This is a genomic window from Cytophagales bacterium, assembly GCA_033344775.1.
Taxonomy (GTDB): domain Bacteria; phylum Bacteroidota; class Bacteroidia; order Cytophagales; family Cyclobacteriaceae; genus JAWPMT01.
Map to the genome: position 1 here is coordinate 1,003,845 of JAWPMT010000004.1, position 18,025 is coordinate 1,021,869.

At 38.2% G+C, this 18,025-nt stretch carries 15 protein-coding genes; all 15 read right to left on the bottom strand.

The features are described from left to right. Positions 1-61: 61 nt before the first annotated feature. On the bottom strand, positions 62-1,030 hold the full coding sequence (locus R8G66_12980; GenBank protein MDW3193278.1) for a glycosyltransferase family 2 protein: 969 nt from the start codon (positions 1,028-1,030) through the stop codon (positions 62-64). A gap of 28 nt (positions 1,031-1,058) precedes the next feature. Next, complete coding sequence (locus R8G66_12985; GenBank protein ID MDW3193279.1) at positions 1,059-2,522, bottom strand: lipopolysaccharide biosynthesis protein; 1,464 nt, start codon at positions 2,520-2,522, stop codon at positions 1,059-1,061. Positions 2,523-2,566: 44 nt separating this feature from the next. After that, positions 2,567-3,637, bottom strand: coding sequence for a DegT/DnrJ/EryC1/StrS family aminotransferase (locus tag R8G66_12990; protein MDW3193280.1), 1,071 nt, complete (start codon positions 3,635-3,637; stop codon positions 2,567-2,569). A gap of 5 nt (positions 3,638-3,642) precedes the next feature. Continuing rightward, the gene (locus R8G66_12995; protein MDW3193281.1) at positions 3,643-4,437 is read right to left on the bottom strand and encodes a hypothetical protein; all 795 of its coding nucleotides are present in this window, start codon (positions 4,435-4,437) and stop codon (positions 3,643-3,645) included. Positions 4,438-4,453: 16 nt separating this feature from the next. Next, positions 4,454-5,134, bottom strand: a complete 681-nt coding sequence (locus R8G66_13000; protein ID MDW3193282.1) for a sulfotransferase — start codon at positions 5,132-5,134, stop codon at positions 4,454-4,456. A gap of 221 nt (positions 5,135-5,355) precedes the next feature. Next, on the bottom strand, positions 5,356-6,360 hold the full coding sequence (locus R8G66_13005; protein ID MDW3193283.1) for a sugar transferase: 1,005 nt from the start codon (positions 6,358-6,360) through the stop codon (positions 5,356-5,358). 88 nt (positions 6,361-6,448) lie between these two features. Then, positions 6,449-7,486, bottom strand: coding sequence for a DUF354 domain-containing protein (locus R8G66_13010; GenBank protein MDW3193284.1), 1,038 nt, complete (start codon positions 7,484-7,486; stop codon positions 6,449-6,451). A gap of 3 nt (positions 7,487-7,489) precedes the next feature. Further along, entirely contained in the window at positions 7,490-8,692 is a 1,203-nt protein-coding gene (locus R8G66_13015) for a hypothetical protein (GenBank protein MDW3193285.1), read from the bottom strand. Positions 8,693-8,784: 92 nt separating this feature from the next. Then, positions 8,785-9,918: a glycosyltransferase family 4 protein gene (locus R8G66_13020; protein MDW3193286.1), complete on the bottom strand. Its 1,134-nt coding sequence runs from the start codon at positions 9,916-9,918 to the stop codon at positions 8,785-8,787. Further along, positions 9,919-10,728, bottom strand: coding sequence for a sulfotransferase (locus R8G66_13025; GenBank protein ID MDW3193287.1), 810 nt, complete (start codon positions 10,726-10,728; stop codon positions 9,919-9,921). It abuts the gene before it with no gap. Between the two features lie 18 nt (positions 10,729-10,746). Beyond that, the gene (locus tag R8G66_13030; GenBank protein MDW3193288.1) at positions 10,747-12,087 is read right to left on the bottom strand and encodes a hypothetical protein; all 1,341 of its coding nucleotides are present in this window, start codon (positions 12,085-12,087) and stop codon (positions 10,747-10,749) included. A 9-nt stretch (positions 12,088-12,096) separates the two neighbouring features. Further along, positions 12,097-12,999, bottom strand: a complete 903-nt coding sequence (locus R8G66_13035; GenBank protein MDW3193289.1) for a sulfotransferase domain-containing protein — start codon at positions 12,997-12,999, stop codon at positions 12,097-12,099. After that, entirely contained in the window at positions 12,969-14,042 is a 1,074-nt protein-coding gene (locus R8G66_13040) for a hypothetical protein (GenBank protein ID MDW3193290.1), read from the bottom strand. The genes R8G66_13035 and R8G66_13040 overlap by 31 nt, the downstream gene beginning before the upstream one ends. A 9-nt stretch (positions 14,043-14,051) precedes the next feature. Continuing rightward, positions 14,052-15,140 carry a Wzz/FepE/Etk N-terminal domain-containing protein gene (locus R8G66_13045; GenBank protein ID MDW3193291.1) on the bottom strand — a complete coding sequence of 363 codons (1,089 nt, stop codon included), beginning with the start codon at positions 15,138-15,140 and terminating at the stop codon, positions 14,052-14,054. 24 nt (positions 15,141-15,164) lie between these two features. Beyond that, positions 15,165-17,633, bottom strand: a complete 2,469-nt coding sequence (locus R8G66_13050) for an SLBB domain-containing protein (GenBank protein MDW3193292.1) — start codon at positions 17,631-17,633, stop codon at positions 15,165-15,167. Positions 17,634-18,025 lie beyond the last annotated feature (392 nt).

Genomic DNA, 18,025 nt, shown 5'->3' on the forward strand with positions numbered 1-18,025 from the left:
ACTGATGGTACGATAACCTTAATCTGGATCTTCCGATCCCGAAGATCATTCCGAGGTTAAACTATTTCCTGAATTTTGGGTGAATATTCAAGGAAAGTCTAAAATACTCAATAATTGACCCTATACTCGGTTTCAGGTTTGTGATTTGCCATCGTATCTTTTTCTTCAGCACGCGACACAAATCATCGAAAACAAAATCACTCTCCCATCCTTTCCTATCAAAATATTCAAGGATTTTTTTCCTTGTTTGGATCATTCCATCAAGTTTTTCGTCTTGACGTAAAGATGAAAAACTTCCACCTTCATGTATGCGTCTTCCTATAGGTTTTACATTCGACAAAAAATATCCCTGACCATAGTGAAGCAGCTTACTTCGGAGAAGCAAATCGGCATGAAAGATTTGAAAAGTCTCTTCATGGACCTTATCTTCAACTATATTTCTGAAAACCAAAGAAGCCGTCGGTATCGCAATGGATATGGCCTGTGATTTTCCCATTGTTCGACTTTCTCCCAGACCAAGCATTAACTTTGCTTCGGTTATTTCGGATGACTCAGAAAACTTCACACCATCACTAAAACAAAAACTTAATTCCTTATTTTTTTCAAGCACATCTACCTTCTTCTGTAAATTCTCAGGGTCTGTCCAGAGATCATCTCCTTCAATAATTGCAATGTAAGGCGTATTAATAATCAGGTATGAATAGACGGAGTTGAAAAGTCCTGTCGGCTTTCCATTGATCTGAATGTTGTTTTCTCTGCTATTTAGGATCAACCTGATCTTTTCTGGAAACCTATCGGCATACTCTTTACAGATATCCCTTGTATGATCACCAGAATCATCTTCCATGATCAATATTTGATACTTAAAGTTGGTTCGTTGTGCTAAAATTGAATCCAAACACGCTGCAATAAAGCTACCGTGATTATAGGTGGTAACCCTAACTGTCAACAAACAGCCATCATCATATACTTTGTTGGCATATTCATTTAACGGTACCTTTTGATACTCCTCCACAAATTTTTCCAGCATCTATCCGCTCCTTTTATTTTATACAGTATTATCCTTTCTTTCCCTTGAGGAAAGACTGAAAAACTGGAGTGCTAAGTTCTAAAAAAATCTTCAAAGCCTGATTCTTAATTATCCAATTGCAAAAAATGTAGAATGGTAGCGAAGTAACAATTAATATCCCAATTTGTGCCAATCTCGAATAATCTTCGATGAACTCGATAGCAGTAGAACCAAATAGATACATTGCAATGGCAGTAATCAAAGTAGGGCTTATGTCTTTCATCTGCTGCAGCGTTGTATATTGTGTCAATTTCGAGCTGAAATGTGATCTCAGAAAAAAGGAAATATAAGAACTAATGACTCGTGCCCACAACAGATAAGTAATCCCAAATAGCCACCCAACCACTAAATTCATCACCACTAGTATTTTAGAATACAGCGCCAGCTTTAGGGTAAGATCTGTCCTACCGAAAACCTTGAACACATTGCCGTTTACTTGAATAACCGGATGAATCATGCTGGCAAAGACAATGATCTTGAAATAAGATATCATATCTATCCATCGTTCTGTGAGTAGCAGCACGAACAAAGGTTTTGCAATAATCCCTAACAACATGAATGTTGGTGCCAACACAAAGAACAGGCCCATAATTAGCTTTTTGTAGAAATCACTAACTTTTTTCTGGTCATCCTGTATTTTAGATAAAATCGGAAACGTGGTGGTAGAAATCACGTTTGTGATTGTTTTCCTCGGAAGTTGATTGTATTTCTCGGCCCTGTTGAAGTAGCCTAAAACAGAGATAGAAAAGAACTTGCCTATGATTAAAGAATAAATCTCTGTAAAAAGCGTATTTAGAATGTTCGTAAGTAGGAGTTTATAACCGAAGTTAAAGTGATGTTTAAACTTAGGCACACTAAATCGTAGTTCTGGTTTCCATTTTGATTTAGACCAGAAAACAACGGTATCAATTCCTTTATTAAGAAGTTCCCTAACTATGATTGCCCAAAACTCAAGACCATAAATAGCCCCTATGATACCCCCGGCGGAACCAATTAAAATACCGGGTAATTTCATAACGGCAAGCTTCTTGAATTTCAGTTCTTTGATCAAGAGTTTTTCCTGAACGACAGAAAAGCCAGAGAATATTAAGTTGATGGAAAGTATTCTCAATAAAGCAACCAATCGATCATCCTCATAAAACTCAGCGACATCATTGGCAGCGATAAAGATCAAACCGTAAAGAAGAAAACTGATGCCCAAATTTGTGAAGAAGACCGTCGAGTAATCTTCATCATCTGCCTCATTATCTCTGATTAGGGAGGCAGTTAACCCACCATCAATGACTGCTTTACCAACAGTTAGAAAAACAGAAATAATAGCAACCAATCCGAAATCTTCTGGAAGAAGAAATCTTGTTAGAATTATGGTGGTAAGAACAGTGAAAAACTGGAGAATAATGTTTTGAATGAAATTCCATTTAACACTTTTTGCTCCTTGTTTTTTAAGCGACATTACCTACCTACTTTTATCATTCTAATCTTTTGGAAGCATCGTAATTACATAGACATCAAAGTTCCAGCGATTTGTTTTTGAATCTCGAAAGGCAGATTGAAATAAAGTGGTAAGCTTAAGATTCTCGATGAAATTGACTCTGAGGAAGGTACTTCCTGAGCCTCAATATAGTTTAGTTTATTCAATGAAGGAAAGAAATACCTGCGAGCCTGAATACCCGAATCTGCAAGTAGGTCTCTAGCTTTCAAACAAGCTTCCATTGTCGGAAAAATAATTGGATAATAAGAATAATTGGGTTCACATTTTGCAGAAACAATAGGCCTTGTCACTTCTAGTCCCTGTAAAAGATCATCATAAATCTCACTTTGCTTCTTTCTGGAACTTAAGATCGCCGGTAGCTCTTCCAGGACACACAAACCTAAAGCAGCATGCAATTCTGAAGTTTTACCGTTAATTCCTAGTCCATGAAAATTCTCAGGACCATCATGCCCAAAATTACGTATATACTTCAATTGCTCATATTTATCAGTATTATTCGAAAATATGAGGCCTCCTTCACCACAGTGCATCAGCTTTGTTGCATGCAAGCTACAGGTTGATAAGTCTCCAAACTCAAAAATGCTTTTCCCATTATAAAGCGTTCCAAAACAGTGTGCTGCATCAAAAATTAAAGCTATGCCATGTTTATCGCAGATGCTTACCAAGGCTTCAATATCACAAGCATTGCCAAAACAATGAGTAGCAATAATGGCCGAAGTTTTTCCACTGACTAAAGACTCAACTTTTGAAGGATCGATGTTTAACGTATTTTCATCAATATCCGCAAAAACAGGCTTGCAGTTTTCCCATACTATACTGCTGGTTGTCGCCACATAGGTAAATGGGGTGGTAATGATTTCTCCTGTTAAGTTTAGCGCCTTTATACACATTTGTATAGCAATAGTGCCATTACTTACCAATATTGGGTTCTGTGTGTTTAATTCTTTACCGAGTTCACTTTCGAATTTCTTTACGAAATAACCATTATTGGTGATCCATTCATTAGCCCATATTTGGTCTATGTACCTTTTATAAGCGTCGCTATTAGGAAAAAAAGGTTTGGTTACAGGTATCATAGAAACTAAATAGAATCATAGTTGAAGCCCATGTCTTTCAACATGAGAAATAGAAATCTTTCCCCGTATTGTACGGAAGATTTTGAATAATCACTCCATACAAATTGCTCGGAGGGGGTCCTATTCTTATTCTTATTGATGGCGGGAGTATTTTCAAGGAGTATAAGTTGTTCTTCATCGTAATTTCCAACAGATCGAAGGAAGGAAAATAAATCTGATTTTAAGTTTCTTTGATCAAAAAAAGTGGTAACCGCCATATCCGATTTATAAGCCCTGCTTTCAAAATATTCAGTACATATTTTAGAAATGGCCTCTTCGGGCTTCTTAAAGAACATTTCCATAAATCGAATCGTTTGAGACCCAACTTCCTTTCCCTGCAAAGATGGATATTGCATTTCAATGGAAATCGAGTTGATAAGAACAAATTGGTCAATAGAAATTTTCTCTAAATCAGAAATTCTTGCTTTTTCCAAGATTTCCGGGGATGGACGTCTCTTCAGGTGATATTTGTATTCATATGCTGAAATAAGTTTATCATATGGATTTCGGACAACCGAAACCACTTTAATGTTTTGATACTTTTTGGGTATTTGACTGAACCTTCCATGCTGATTTTTAGGGCGATCAGGGAAAGATAAATTCGGTGACTTAAGCTCTAAAAAGTATTTTTCATCTAGTGTGAGTCCTAAATGTACTTTCCATCTGGGCATGTCCTTATACAACTGTTTAATGATCTTCCGACAATAAGTGCTTCCCGTTTTAGGATTATTCAAAAGAACAAAATCATTTGTAATTATCATGTACTTCAACCAGTTTCTAGTTACCTGATGTGCCTTTGTTTTCCCAAGGTATCTCTTGAATTGGCACAATCCCGAGAAATTCTGAGATTTTTGAGGTTGCCTCCTTTTCCTTAAGGTTCAATACGAGCAATTTATCATCCTGTCCTTCAAAATAATTTTTTACTTCATTATTGTAAGTGACGTAATCCTGAATCAGTGATTCTTTATTGTAAAGGTCGGTTTCCGACAGGTTGTTCCGGGTAAGACGTACAGCGTCCCATGCAAATCCTGGATATCGATACGTTGCCTTCATTAAATGCTCTTTAGTGGGTAAATTTCCATCGACACCCCATAGTTTTGTATGGAAATTTACCAATGACTTATACCAGGCTTCAGGACTATCTCTTTCAGTTAAAATAAATTTCGCATCAGGAAATTGCTGATCTAAAATTTTATAGGTTTCCGGGAGACTAAATGGAATGTCTTGGAATACTTCTCCTGCGTAAGTTGAATAGTCAATAATTTTTCTAAAATCCCTTTTTGCCCAATCAAACACAAGCATTTCAGCTTCTTGCTGATTTCCAACTTTGTATCCTAGTTTTTGAAAAAGCACCTTCAAACTAGTCGTTCCGGTTTTATTCTTACCAATACAAAAGTACTTTTGGCGCCCGCTGTATTTTAAACGAGAATAAAGTTGCTTCAATCCCTTTTTAACCATCTACCGGTTCATTATTGAATAATTATTGTTAACATCAGATGTCATATTGGCCATAAATACCTATTTCGATAAGTTTTAACACTCAGTCAATGATTTATTAGGCAAAAGAAATTATAAAATATGTAAGTACGCAGGTAAAATTTGAAATTTTGAATAAGCTGCGTTAAGCGATCCTAACAAATTCGAAATTTGAGATTTAAGGACATCTCTACTCCTTTAGATCATTTACTTCTGGCTCCTCTCCAAATAATATTTCTGACGATTTTAAGAAAATATTTAAAATCCGTTGATAAAGGGTTTTCTAGATAGGAATTAGTATAAATTTCTTCTGATTCGAAAAAGCCTTCAGGTGTAGTTGGAAGATCTGCGTAATAGGGGGGGAGTAAACCTGGTTTTGCTTTTATCCTAAGCTTTTGTAAGGATTCAGGATACACACTGAACTTGGCTTTGCTTAATGGGCGGACACCAACCAGTTTCAAATCACCCTTAAGGAAATTCCAAATCATAGGAATTTCATCCAACCATACTTTTCTTAATAACTCTCCCCAACGAGCTATACGAAAATCGTTGATGATTTTATCTCCTTTTTCCATACCGTGGTTTTCAATAAGGTAAGTTTGCAAAAATTCTGAATAAGGCCTCATCGTTCGAAGCTTATAAACTTTGATCAACTTCCCTTGATATCCAACTCTTGACAAACCAATAATCATTCCTTGATTACTACGAGGTATCGTATTTTGATTTTCCACCTTCTTAGCAAGAACATGCGTAAACCCATCTCTGGATATATAGGTTACGATTTTGAAATTACAAGAGGCAATTCTACCCAGCCCCTCAGAAGTTGAAATCGCCTGATTCTTACCTTTTGTCAAGAACAGAAATATTTTTCTAGTCCTTTTCAGTCTGGCCAGGATTCGATAAACTAAGAAATCAAAAGTATAGAACCAAATAGTTCCTAAAAGTGGCGTGAACTTCCTGTGCAGTAGATTTCTTCTGCCTTGTAAGCTTCTGAACGAAACCTGAATGTAGTCAGATACCTTAAGTTCCTGGTTAAGATCATAGAATAAGCGATCTACATCCTTTCGGTTTTGTATATCCCGTACCTCAGTAGTCTGAATACTACGGTCTAACGTTATCACTTCTTGTTCTTCCCTGAAGTCAAGAAGCAGCATGGGGTCAGTCGTATCCCCAGATTCTAGTGGCGTGTTGGCGTTGATAATTTGCATGGCTTTGAAAAATGTGGCGACACCATTCAAAATCAGTACGAATATACATGTTCTCCAACAATATCCCTCTACATTTTCGTTGGATAATCTATTTGTTCAACTGGTTGGTCACTTCCTCAAGTAAATACTGTGTAACATCAATTTTGTTAGCGATTAACTTTCGATGATTTTCATTAAACGCTTTCATCATCTCGGCTTTCTGAAGGATCTCAATGGCGCATTCTAACGATTTTTCCTGATCCTCAATACTTTCAGTGAAATTCCAGACCAGCCCATGTGTTTCTAAATCGTCTGTGTACCCTCTTCCAATATCATCCAGGTAAATCGCGGGAGTTCCGAGTAAGGCGGATTCTGAGGCCATAGTGGCACTTTCTCCCAAAACCAGGTCCGCATAATATAACGCCTCGTGCATACGGTCAATAGGTGCATTAAATTGGTATGGCTTAAGGTCATCCGGCAGTTCCATCTCAGAGGAGATAAAGACCTTCAAAATCTTAGATAACTCGTGAACCATCTTGCGCTTCATCTCCAGATTGATGCCATTGTGTCCCAAATCATGGTTTGCATTCCATGAGACAAATCGAAACAAACAAAACTTCTCATCGGGTTTTAACCCCATCAGGTCTTTGATGTCAGGATTAGGTGAGAAATAATTTGGATGCAGATAACACAATTCCATGTACCCATCAAACAGTTTTTGCTTTTTACTGATCTTTCCGTTGTAAGCTTTGGGGCTCAATACTAAATCGGTAAATGGTCTGTAAAGCAGCCGCCCAAGTTTGGCATGTTCTGTATCATCGAAGGCGATGTGCGGTTTTCCCATCAACGAAGAGACGTGTGCTGCATAGGGGGAACTGAAGCTTAGAAAAATGTCTGGTTTGAACTTTCGAGCTTCTCTATAGATGATCCAGTCACCTTTTGCGATATAGAGTAGTTTGCCTAAAGCTCCGTTACTCCCTTTGCCTCTCGAGACAAAAGGGATATTTGCCAGCTTCAATAGTTCGTGGCTGATCTCTTTGCTTCTTGCTGTAACTAATACTTCATTACCTTGTTCCTGAAAAATACGGATGAAATTTTTGAAGTAATGCACATGAGCGGGGTGTCCTATGTCGACTAAGGCCTTCATTTCTTACTGTTTTAAAGCCAGATAAAGTTTGACCATCGCCAACAACATCCAGCACTGATTCCATCTAAAGTAGTCTGTTCGATTTGTAAACCAGGCGTATTTCTGGTAGTAGAATCGACCGGAAGTGGCTCTCATGTTTTGAATAGTCCATTTGTAAACATTTAGGGACTGTCCAAGATTTTGCTTTTCTATCGCTCTAAACCGGGCTAGCGAGATAATACCCTGGCTTTGGTTATGAATATCTACAGGATAAACCTTAGGTATTCGCCAATAGGCGTATCCATCTGTATGAAATTGTTTTTCCCTGTAATAGCTCAGCCCGTTTTTGATCGCCTCCTGATAATTACCATCAGAGAGATTATAGATCTTGGTTAGAATGTCTATCGAGTCTATTACATAACCTTGATGAAAATCGATCTGTTTTTTAGGCTTGCCCGTATCCGGAGAATGACTGTAGTACCACGAGCCATCTTCATTTTGTGTATTCAAAGTATACTGGAGTACTTCCTTGACGATTGGCAAGTGCTCCTGGGTATCCGAAAGCTCATCGTCATAAGCTAATATCTCCGCAGCAAGCAAATTCGCGTTGATAACCAGATCTCTTTGAACCGGAGTGTATGAATAGCACCTGGAATGCCCTTCAAAAGTAGTACAATGCACGTCATTTTTAACAAAAGAGGTTGCAGATTTAATCAACTCCTTGACCCTTTCGTCTCGACTGACCCGGTAATAAGCCATAAGTCCGCGTGCAATGAAAGCAGTAACCACTACACTGGGTGTAAAAGCATGAAATATGGATCTATCGCTTCGAGGCCAATCATAATTGTATCCCCAGCAAGCCCCACTGTATCCTTCACTTCTATGATCATAAAGCCATTGAAAAATTTCCTTCGCCTTGTTTTCAATTTGTGGTATATCAACAGTTTCAGACTCTATCAATAAAGAATAACTATGCAACAAAAGACCCATCCCTTTTGGGTTAATCCCCTTTTTCACTCCTAAGAGTCTTCGTAAATTGATCGGCGACCGTTTCACTACCTGGTTCGTTAGAAAGGAAATCCAATGCCCGAACTTCTCAAATGGAATTACGGAATTATGTGAGTCATACAAAGAGTAACCTCTGTAATTCTGTTTCGAGCAGTAGGATTCTAATTTTTTGATATGGTCAAACAACCGATTGGCGGTTTCGGTATTGTTTTCATTCATTTTGCAACGTTTGTTAATGAGCTTAGTTAATAATAATGCAATGATATGGGTAACTGAAACTTACGATTTTTTGAATTAAGCTGAGAGGAACATCAGGAGACAATATGCTTTGAACTCTTAACGATCTGATTCACCATATTGGCAAGGCTAGCCTTACTTTTAATGATCTCACGACTTTTTGTACCCATTTCCAAAATACTCTCTGGGGACTGCTCGGCAAAAAAAGACAAACACTTTTCAAGGTCCTCGACTTTGTAATCGAAATCCAGGATAAAGCCATTCACCTTGTTTTCGATCAAATCATAGGCGGTTCCGTCACCGGGTGTGGTGATTACAGGAAGTCCATGAGCCATGGCCTCATTTACAGCCAACCCTCCGGTACCTGGCAATAGAAATACATCTGCACCTTGGAAAAATGCTTTTACCTCGTCACCGTATTTAGGTCCGTGAAATATTATTTTATCTGACAACCCATATTCATCAACCATCTGCTGTAGTGTCGAAATAATCTCACCATTCCCCACCACATCAAACCTAAAGTCATAACCTTTCTCAGCCAGAATCCGAAATGCCTCAATGGCCGTATCCAACCGCTTGTTATTGAATATTACACCTACAAAAAGGAACTTCAACGGTACACCTGCGGACCTCAGTTGCTTCGCTTCTGCCTGATTGTAGATGCCTTCCACGTTGATGGTATTTTGTGCTACATATATCCTTTCCTTTGGATAACCTTGTTTAATAAGCTGTTCCTTGAACATCGTCCCATAAGTAAGGTAGGTATGGGACTTTTCAATAAAAGTAGATTTAAACCAAGCTTTCACGTAGCGTTGCACAGGACTTAAGTCCGTTCGGCGGTCACCTGAACCGGAGCCCCATAACACATATGGTATACGCCGACGCTGCAATTTTAGTAGCAGGAGGTTGTAATTGATTTTGCCGGCGTGATAAAGAATAATCACTTTATCTGGACTGGTTCTCATTACACTTGAAATGAGCTTCTTTTGCCATTGGATCTCGAACTTGGCTATTGTCAGGCCTACTGTTTCATTATGAATAAGTTCAAACCCTTCAGCCTTCACTTCCTTGACACTCTTTTTACCTGCATTGGTGCCAGTGATCACGGTAAGCTTAATGCCTTTTTTCTCGTACTCACTACTTAACAAAGTAAGCAAGTCAATTCTGTAATGAGGTAAAACTGGTAATACTAAGGTTACTTTTTGCACTTAAATCATCGATTGACGGTAAACAATTAAAAATGGGAAGGTAAAAACCTTTAGTCCCAGTGATTCAAGTTTACTTAATTTATAAGGACTAGAATCTGTCTGAATTCTTGAGCCAAGTACAGGAATGTCCAACATCTCTTCATCAAAAGTGATATTTAAAAACTTGCATAAATCCTGAATGATCTTACGTTTATCAGCTTTGAAATTTTCGTAGCTAATAAATGTGCTATTTTTTGGCCTGAAAATATTTCCGAACAAAATTGTACAATTAAACATGATTGCCGTGTATAAAAGCATAGTAAACCTGCGAGAAAATGAAGTCATTTTGTGTTTGTTAAACTGGGAAAAGGCCATTGTAAGTGGATCCCTGGCCAGAAACACAAATTGGCTTTTAGGGAAATGTTTTTTCAGCGTGGGAAAATAAGCAATATGTAGAGGAAACTTTGCCCCACAGAATTCCTTATTTTTTTGATCCGAGTCGAATTCCAATATCTTGCTCACTAACCCCCAATATGTTAAGTTGGCAGTATTGGTTTTTTCCAGGAATTTTTGAAATTTTTGGGCAACAAAATCATCAGATTTCCAATAGGAAGCGTTTTTAAGATTTTCCAGTTCTTGCGCGAGCAATCCAACGTTTTTGTTACTGCTAAACTTCTGATAACACTTGTAAACTGTATTTCCTTTGTTCTTTTTATGTAGGTGTAGCTCTCTCGTCACATTATATGTTGTGTGTTCATTGAGCACGTGCATATAGCCCTTACTCGCCGTTCTCGAGCATCCAAGGAAAAATACCATACGATCACCTTTCATTTTGTTGATCAATTGAATCTACATTCTCAATACATTCCAAAGCAATGCTAGTCCTATTGTACCTATTTGAAAACCCAGGGCGACTTCAATTATTAGTTTTTTATACTTTATTCCTTTTTCGAATAAATAATACATGCCAAAAAAGCCTAATATGTACATGAAGGGTAGATGGGGTAATGAATAACGTAATTTAAAAGTACTGTCAATGATGATCAACCCCAGGGTTTCTAGTAACGTAAAAGAAACGATAGGTAAAAGGTGATGATGACTATCCCTGAATACATAAAACAGCCCGATGATGGCAAAGAAAGAAATGGCCATTTTCAGGATTAAAGAGGCGCCAAAAACAGAAACATCCGACAATCTTTTCCTGGCGTGTGGTATGAGTGTGGGGAGCGGACCAATAACTCCTGAAACAACGACAATGGGAAGACTAATCTTGGATGCTTGTTCCTCTCCTTTATAGACGGTTGCATTTTGGCGGTTAAAATTCACGATTTTTAATGGTTCTCTGAAAATAAATATGACTGATAGCACACTGAGGAATAATACGGAGGCCACCAGTATTTTTTTTAGATTCAGCCCATTGCGAAAGAGCATTCCTCCAAGTGCGGCTATGAACAAGAAAAGTGCTACTTCTATTCTAAAAAAGCCCAACATCAAGCCGCTGCATAGCATAAGGAAAAGGAACACCTTACGATTATTCAACGAGAATTGAAGCATGAAGTAAAAGAACACCAGAATGAAAAACAACATCACTGGTTCTTTTAACCCAGAGATCAAAAACCAAATGTTAAAGGAGGATATGGAAAAACAAAGGGCCGCAAAAATAGCGTACCTCTTTAGCATGAATTTGTGACTAATCTTAAAAATCAGAAAAGTATTTAACAGGTTCACTAGTAAGTTCACAAACTTTACAAAAAGCGGAGAATCGATTATTTTATAGAGATTAGCCACATAAAAAATCATACCCATATCATCCAGACCATACTTGGTTTCGGACATTAGCTCGTTAATTCCCATAAACACATTGTCCTTGGAAACTTGTCTTCCTGCCTGATCATAAAATGGTGCATCGCTAGGAACATATTGGAATAGTAAATCTGTATGTTGATTAATTGAAAACACGTAGATGCAACCTGCCGTGAAAGGAACTACAAAAGAGAAGAATAAGAGGTGTCGGACCCGGATATTTTTCCTCGAGAGCAGAAATAAGACCACCATTGTGAAAGCCAAAATATATCCAAGGTTGATCACGAATACATCCCAAAACTCAAGGTAGCGATCGAAAAAAGCGACACCTAAAATCAAGACGATCAGAATGGTAGACAGGATATAAATCACAAAAATCCGTTTCATGATAATGCTTTAGTGGTATCCTAATTCTGACAAGTTTCGATTCAAAGATTTAGCTAATCGCTCGTTATCTTCACTGAATAAAGCAGAGATTCTCTCATGTTGCTCATTAGTAAGGATTAACTTATCGCCAGGAAATATACTGTCAAATAACCTGATGACACGAACAAGGGAAACGTAGATCAACTTTGGTATTCTTGTTCGAACTTGATCAATTTTAGGTTGTTTTGATCGGATCAACAGACTGTTCAATATTCTAACCCAGTTTAGTGCTCTTTTAGATAGCCCTTTGCGTCGAGACCTGAATTTTGCTGGTTTATAGGTGAAAGTTAAGCCCGTGAATTGATTTAGCTCTTCAACGATTTCAGCACCACGCTTGTTGATTTCTTCGTAAATCAGAACTTTCACATTTTGTTCTTCAAATGAGTCATTAAGTGCGCACTGAATACGATGGTAGCGATTATCGAAATAATTCTCATCACCTTCAATCATTGCATCTAAAAATTCCTGAAAATGCAGTTTACCCCCACTTCCGACAATAAATTGTGAATACCTGGATACAATGAGGTGGTACTGATTCCGAATAACAAGGATCACCTTGGGATGTTCTGAACGATCGATTATTCTGGTGAAAACTTTTGGGAGTGCACTAAATCTTGTAACGCGTACACGATGTAAAATGGGATGCCACTCCGGTAGAATAATATGTTCATCACTTTCTAATCTAATCAAACCCAATTCTGCGCCCCTCTGTCCTTCCTTAGGTTCTTCAACATCAAACTTTCCAGACTTGTAACAATAGTCAACATCATTGACCTCCTGAAAAATAGACTGCAAGTATGTGGAGGCAGATTTTGAAAATCCGATATGTACAATTTCAGGTTTCATTGAATAATTATTCCAAAGTTTTCCCATTTATGGGTCCCTAAAAAACTTGTGTAAGCAAACCTTTTTTCATTCAACTGCTCCAGGCAAAAATTTAGGTTTTCAAAATTCTCAGACAATGTCAAACCTATTTCATACTCTTCCATTACTCTAGGTAGTACACCGATGTTCATCGTGATGGTAGGAGTACTGGTACTTACTGCAGTGTAAACGCTGTATGGCATAGACCAATCATCATAACCGGTCCAATAAAAATCAATGTGATGTGCTAACTCCGATAAATCAAGCGACACTAAACTGTTCACGAAGAAAATCTCAGGGGCCGAAACCAAAAATTGATGTAATTCCTGGTTTTCAATTTCTCTTAAATCTGAAACGACTAAAAGTTTGAGGTTTTTGCCTTGTTTTTTAGCCGCTTCAATTAGTTTAGGAATGTTCTCCAAATATTTTTTCTTTTCTAAAACTGATCCGGCGCAAAACCCTAAATATCCATTTTGAGGTCGAAATGACTTTATGCTCGTGAGCAAATCTGTCCATGATAGGGATCTAAAGGCATTTGGACCATTGAGCATCTTCTTTTCACCAGCCTCTTTAGTGGAATGAATCGAAACGTTTCTTTCATACTCACCAAAGCTTATGGGTAAGATTTCACCCCTAAAGTCATGAAATTTCTCCTTTGCATACTTTACCAAAATAGGGTCAAGTACCAGAATCTTCCGGGCATCACGTATCGTTAACTTCCTCCGAATTCTCAGTATTGCTGGGAAGTTCTCATGAGACTCGCGATTAATGTTGTGACATACCCAATAAAATTTAATACCCCTAAGTTTTAAGTAGAACAGTAGGCATATTTCTGTACACAAGAGTAGGATACTTTTGAGTAGACTCGGGTAATCATTCAAGTACCGTTGAATTACGACAACTTCTCTTGCTTTTAGCTTGATTGTTTTTTTGAAAACCTTCAGGCCAAAGGAAATTCTGGATCCCTTAATCAAATGTATATTGACACCTTCCGGGGCAGCCTCTTTCCATTTTTTGGCCTTGAAATCATTTCCTCGAATCAGATAAAGCATGTGCTTAGGTTACCATTTTGATTGAATATATAACTTCGACTCAATGGCAAACAACAGGCAAAAACCCAGGAAAAACCCTATAAATACCGAAAGGAATAATGATTTTATGATATTGGGGGAAGCCGGTTTTCTCGGGAGAATAACTGGCTGTATGGTTGTAAAAACAGGTTTTACCTCTTGAAGTTCTATTTTTTTATTTTCGAGTTGAGCAGCTATCTGATTGTATAGGGAATAGGCAAGCCGGTAACTATCATTAAGACTTTGCTCTTCTGTGAGCCCTGAAGAACTAGAAACAATCCTATTTGAATCTTTGTAAGTGGCTAGGGCTTGCTGTGCTTTCTCGTATTCTCTTTTCTTTTCATCATGCAAATTTTGCATAAATTCAACTTCTTGCTTGATCTTTTGTGTCTTGTAATCCCGGACAAATGCCTCCAATTTCTTTTTTACGTGATCCGTAAGAATAGCCGATGGCTCCGGTTCATTCAAAAAGCATTCGATAGTAATCGCTCCGGTAGTTTGATCGGTATCTATGGTAATAGCTTTCGCCAAAAGAGAGGAAGCCACTACTTCACTGGGACTTAATTTGATAAAACTTTCAGTTTCAACACTAAGTTGATTTTTTCCTCTGTCTGCACTGGATGACCGGAAACTTCTGAGGATCTTGAAAGGGAGTCCAATAGTGTATCTTCTCAGGGCTTTCAATAAGTTGTCTTCATCAGTTTTAAGGAGGTAATCTCTCAAAACAATACCATCACCATACTTTTTTGAATTAACTATAATAGCTAATGCTTCCTCCTGAAATGGACGTGAATTTAGAATATCTGGATAAACAGCAGGAGACATCTCACCAGTACTAGTTAGGCCAGCGCTTGATATGCCTGCAAGATTTGCTAATCTTGAAAATCCTCTTCCTGCAGAATTAGGACTTACTTCTCGAAGAATCACCGTTTTAGAGGCATACTCATCAGGCGACAGCAGACTGAAAATAAGTCCTAATAGGAGACATGTGGCCACAGTTATAATAATGAGTTTCCTCCGCTTCCAAATAATCTTAATTGTTTTCGTTAGATCTAAATCTTCCTCTTCAAACGAATTCATTAACCTCTTTTTTAAACGATGACTTTAGAGACGTTGGATTAATAATATTAAACCTACAACGGAACCTACGGATGTTATCGTATTTCCTAGATTAAATGGTGTTCTTGGTCCTTTTCTACCTACGATGATCGTGGAGCCTGGTTCGATATCAGGATAGTTTCTGAAAAATAAAAATCGCTTTACCCGAGCCATCTTACCATTGGGGTAAAGAACGGCACTGAACCTTTTGCTTGACTCTTTAAGGAAACCGCCGGCATCACCTACATATTGCTTGAAACTTTTATTCTCTTCAAACTTCAAATTCATGGTGGTTCTGATAGCACCACTTACCCGAACGGTTTGTAACTCTGTAGGAATCGAAATTATATCTCCAGTTTTAACAAAAATATCACTCTCAGAACCCGGATTTTCTATCGCTTTATCAAGATCAATGGCCACTACCTCATAATTGGAGAATGAGGAAGAAAGCAAAGAATCCTTGGACGTATTAATAAGTGAAGCTCTTACATCAAATAAAGGGGAAGTACCAGAGTTTTCATTTATCGAACTTATCCTTTCTTTCCTGCTGGAAATCGGGTTCCCTTGACCAATAATTACACCTGAATTTTCGAAAATATTTGAGCGGAGTTCTTGCAAGTTTTCCAGATCCAGATTCAGATTGTTGGGACCCGAGTAAAATTCGCTTCTTCTTACGAGGATTGCTCCTTTTGGGTAAGCTTTTGGGGTAAAGCCCTCAGCCCTTGAAACAATACTAGACAAGCGCTCATTTGAGCTCAAAATTGACATCCTTCCAGGCGAGTTGATCTCTCCCACGATCAGAACTTCTTCATTCAAAGTACCAGGCTTGCGCTTAACATGGACTCGATCAAAAGGAGTCAATTCAAAATCTGAAGAATTCTCTAGGTCTATGCGATAAACGTCGTTATCTAGTTCATTTTGATCTCTTACCGATCTTGTGATTTCTACCACTTGATTGGCAGATATCTGCAATCCTCCGGCAATATAAATCAGGTCTTTTAATGTCGTATTCTTCAAAAATGGATATAAGCCTGGGTTTCGTATTTGACCCGTGATCTGTAAGTACGGTTCCTGAGATAAACCATATATCGATTTAATCTCGACCACATCTTCAGGGGCAAGTTTTAAAGACCTTGTGCCATTCATGATCTCGGATAGGTCTAGTGTAATCAATTCTTGTTCGTATTTGTCATTTAGTCGGTATACAAAAACCTGTGTTTCAAATGCATCACCCCGCAAGCCCATTGCTTTAGTAATCAGATCTTTCAAAGTCATATCTTCTTCTAATGGATATGTTCCAGGCTGCTTTACTGCTCCCTCGATGACTACTCGGTTCGTATAAGCGGCATTTCTAGTTCTTGCCCTAATTGCATCTCCAGCATTTAATTGAAAACTTTCTAAATCACCTGAATCTAATTCAATGAGGTTTAGCCCATTACTCTCAATTCTTTCCACAATAATCTGATCACGTCTGGCCTGATCTGTAAATCCACTGGCAAAGCGGATCAAATCAGCAAGGGTCTCCTCGGATCTTAACTCGTAGAAACCCGGTTTTTTAAACTCCCCACGAACTTCTACCCTGGAAAGATATGGCTTAACCAGAATCACGTCGCCCTGTCTTAGTAGTTCATCGTTCTCCTTGATGCCATCAGTCAAAAATCCATAAATATCAATCTTAGATTTGATTTTCCCATCTCTAATCAATTCAATTGCTCTCATGGTACCGTTAGGAGTAGGTCCGCCACAAGCGTGCAGGGCTGTATATACCGTGGACAAAGAATTTAAAGTGTAATCTCCTGGAAGTACAACATCCCCCACCACTGTCACATTGATGGATCGAATCTGGCTTAAGGTTATTAGTGCAAAAGTTGAGGCATTGCCATTGCCATCCGGTATCAATCCTTGATAAATGGAATTCAATTTCTTCAACAATGCCGATCTCACCCTTTGGATGCTTAACCCATTAACATAAACGGGCCCTAGGTTAGTAGGCTTAATAAAGCCGTCAGGCCGTACCACCAAATTCATGGTAAGTTCCGTCTTTCCCCATAATTCCACGTTGATCTCATCTCCTGGACCAAGGATGTAATTCGTTGGTGTCGGTAAATTCAAATTAGGTTGGAATGTTAAATTTTGCGAACGGAATATATTGATTCCAAAAACCACATTTCCACCGGTTGACGCAGAATTAGCTCGGATTTGAGGTGGACTGGTATTCGTAATAACCGGCGCGTCTCTGACTGGATTCACTGGTTGGTTTTGTGCCGGGCTTGCTGAAAATACCTGAGACCTTAAATCAGCGATTTGGCTTGCATTTAGACCATTTTGACGAGCCAGTTGCTCCAATTGTTCTATACTGTACCCGTCCCTAATTGCACGTTGAGCTAAGGCCGAAAAATCCTGACCCTGTGAATAGTAAAATACTACCATTACGACCAGGGTACTCCAGGCACGACTAAAGATTCGCTTATGCATAGATATTGGCTGTTTATTTTTTAGTTCAATTCCGATGAAAGATATTGATTGTATAAAAAAACGCAAATCTAACTTATTGCCGACAAGGAAGTTTACTACCGAAGTAAAAATTACATCGATATTCTCATGTATTCAAGGGATATTATCACGGAATATTATCACGGAATATTATCACGTATGACTGATTAATTGAGAAAAAGAGGTTGACCTCAACTTGTTCTCAATAGATGTGAATCAAAACAAATACGGCAAAGCTCAATATCAGAAAAGAAAGACATACAGGAGACGAAGCTCAAGCAAGATATTCAATCCCTCGTATTTCCAGAAGGAATCAGGTATAATCGAGAAAAAGACGAAGTTCAAACCGAAAGAGTAAACGTATATTTCAATGT

Coding starts and splice junctions, on each gene's coding strand:
- R8G66_13025 (MDW3193287.1), bottom strand. CDS start 10,728: ATGAAAGGTGATCGTATGGTATTTTTCCTTGGATGCTCGAGAACGGCG.
- R8G66_12990 (MDW3193280.1), bottom strand. CDS start 3,637: ATGATACCTGTAACCAAACCTTTTTTTCCTAATAGCGACGCTTATAAA.
- R8G66_13000 (MDW3193282.1), bottom strand. CDS start 5,134: ATGGTTAAAAAGGGATTGAAGCAACTTTATTCTCGTTTAAAATACAGC.
- R8G66_13030 (MDW3193288.1), bottom strand. CDS start 12,087: ATGAAACGGATTTTTGTGATTTATATCCTGTCTACCATTCTGATCGTC.
- R8G66_13040 (MDW3193290.1), bottom strand. CDS start 14,042: ATGCTTTATCTGATTCGAGGAAATGATTTCAAGGCCAAAAAATGGAAA.
- R8G66_13050 (MDW3193292.1), bottom strand. CDS start 17,633: ATGCATAAGCGAATCTTTAGTCGTGCCTGGAGTACCCTGGTCGTAATG.
- R8G66_13010 (MDW3193284.1), bottom strand. CDS start 7,486: ATGAAGGCCTTAGTCGACATAGGACACCCCGCTCATGTGCATTACTTC.
- R8G66_13035 (MDW3193289.1), bottom strand. CDS start 12,999: ATGGGAAAACTTTGGAATAATTATTCAATGAAACCTGAAATTGTACAT.
- R8G66_12985 (MDW3193279.1), bottom strand. CDS start 2,522: ATGTCGCTTAAAAAACAAGGAGCAAAAAGTGTTAAATGGAATTTCATT.
- R8G66_13015 (MDW3193285.1), bottom strand. CDS start 8,692: ATGAATGAAAACAATACCGAAACCGCCAATCGGTTGTTTGACCATATC.
- R8G66_13045 (MDW3193291.1), bottom strand. CDS start 15,140: ATGAATTCGTTTGAAGAGGAAGATTTAGATCTAACGAAAACAATTAAG.
- R8G66_12995 (MDW3193281.1), bottom strand. CDS start 4,437: ATGATAATTACAAATGATTTTGTTCTTTTGAATAATCCTAAAACGGGA.
- R8G66_12980 (MDW3193278.1), bottom strand. CDS start 1,030: ATGCTGGAAAAATTTGTGGAGGAGTATCAAAAGGTACCGTTAAATGAA.
- R8G66_13005 (MDW3193283.1), bottom strand. CDS start 6,360: ATGCAAATTATCAACGCCAACACGCCACTAGAATCTGGGGATACGACT.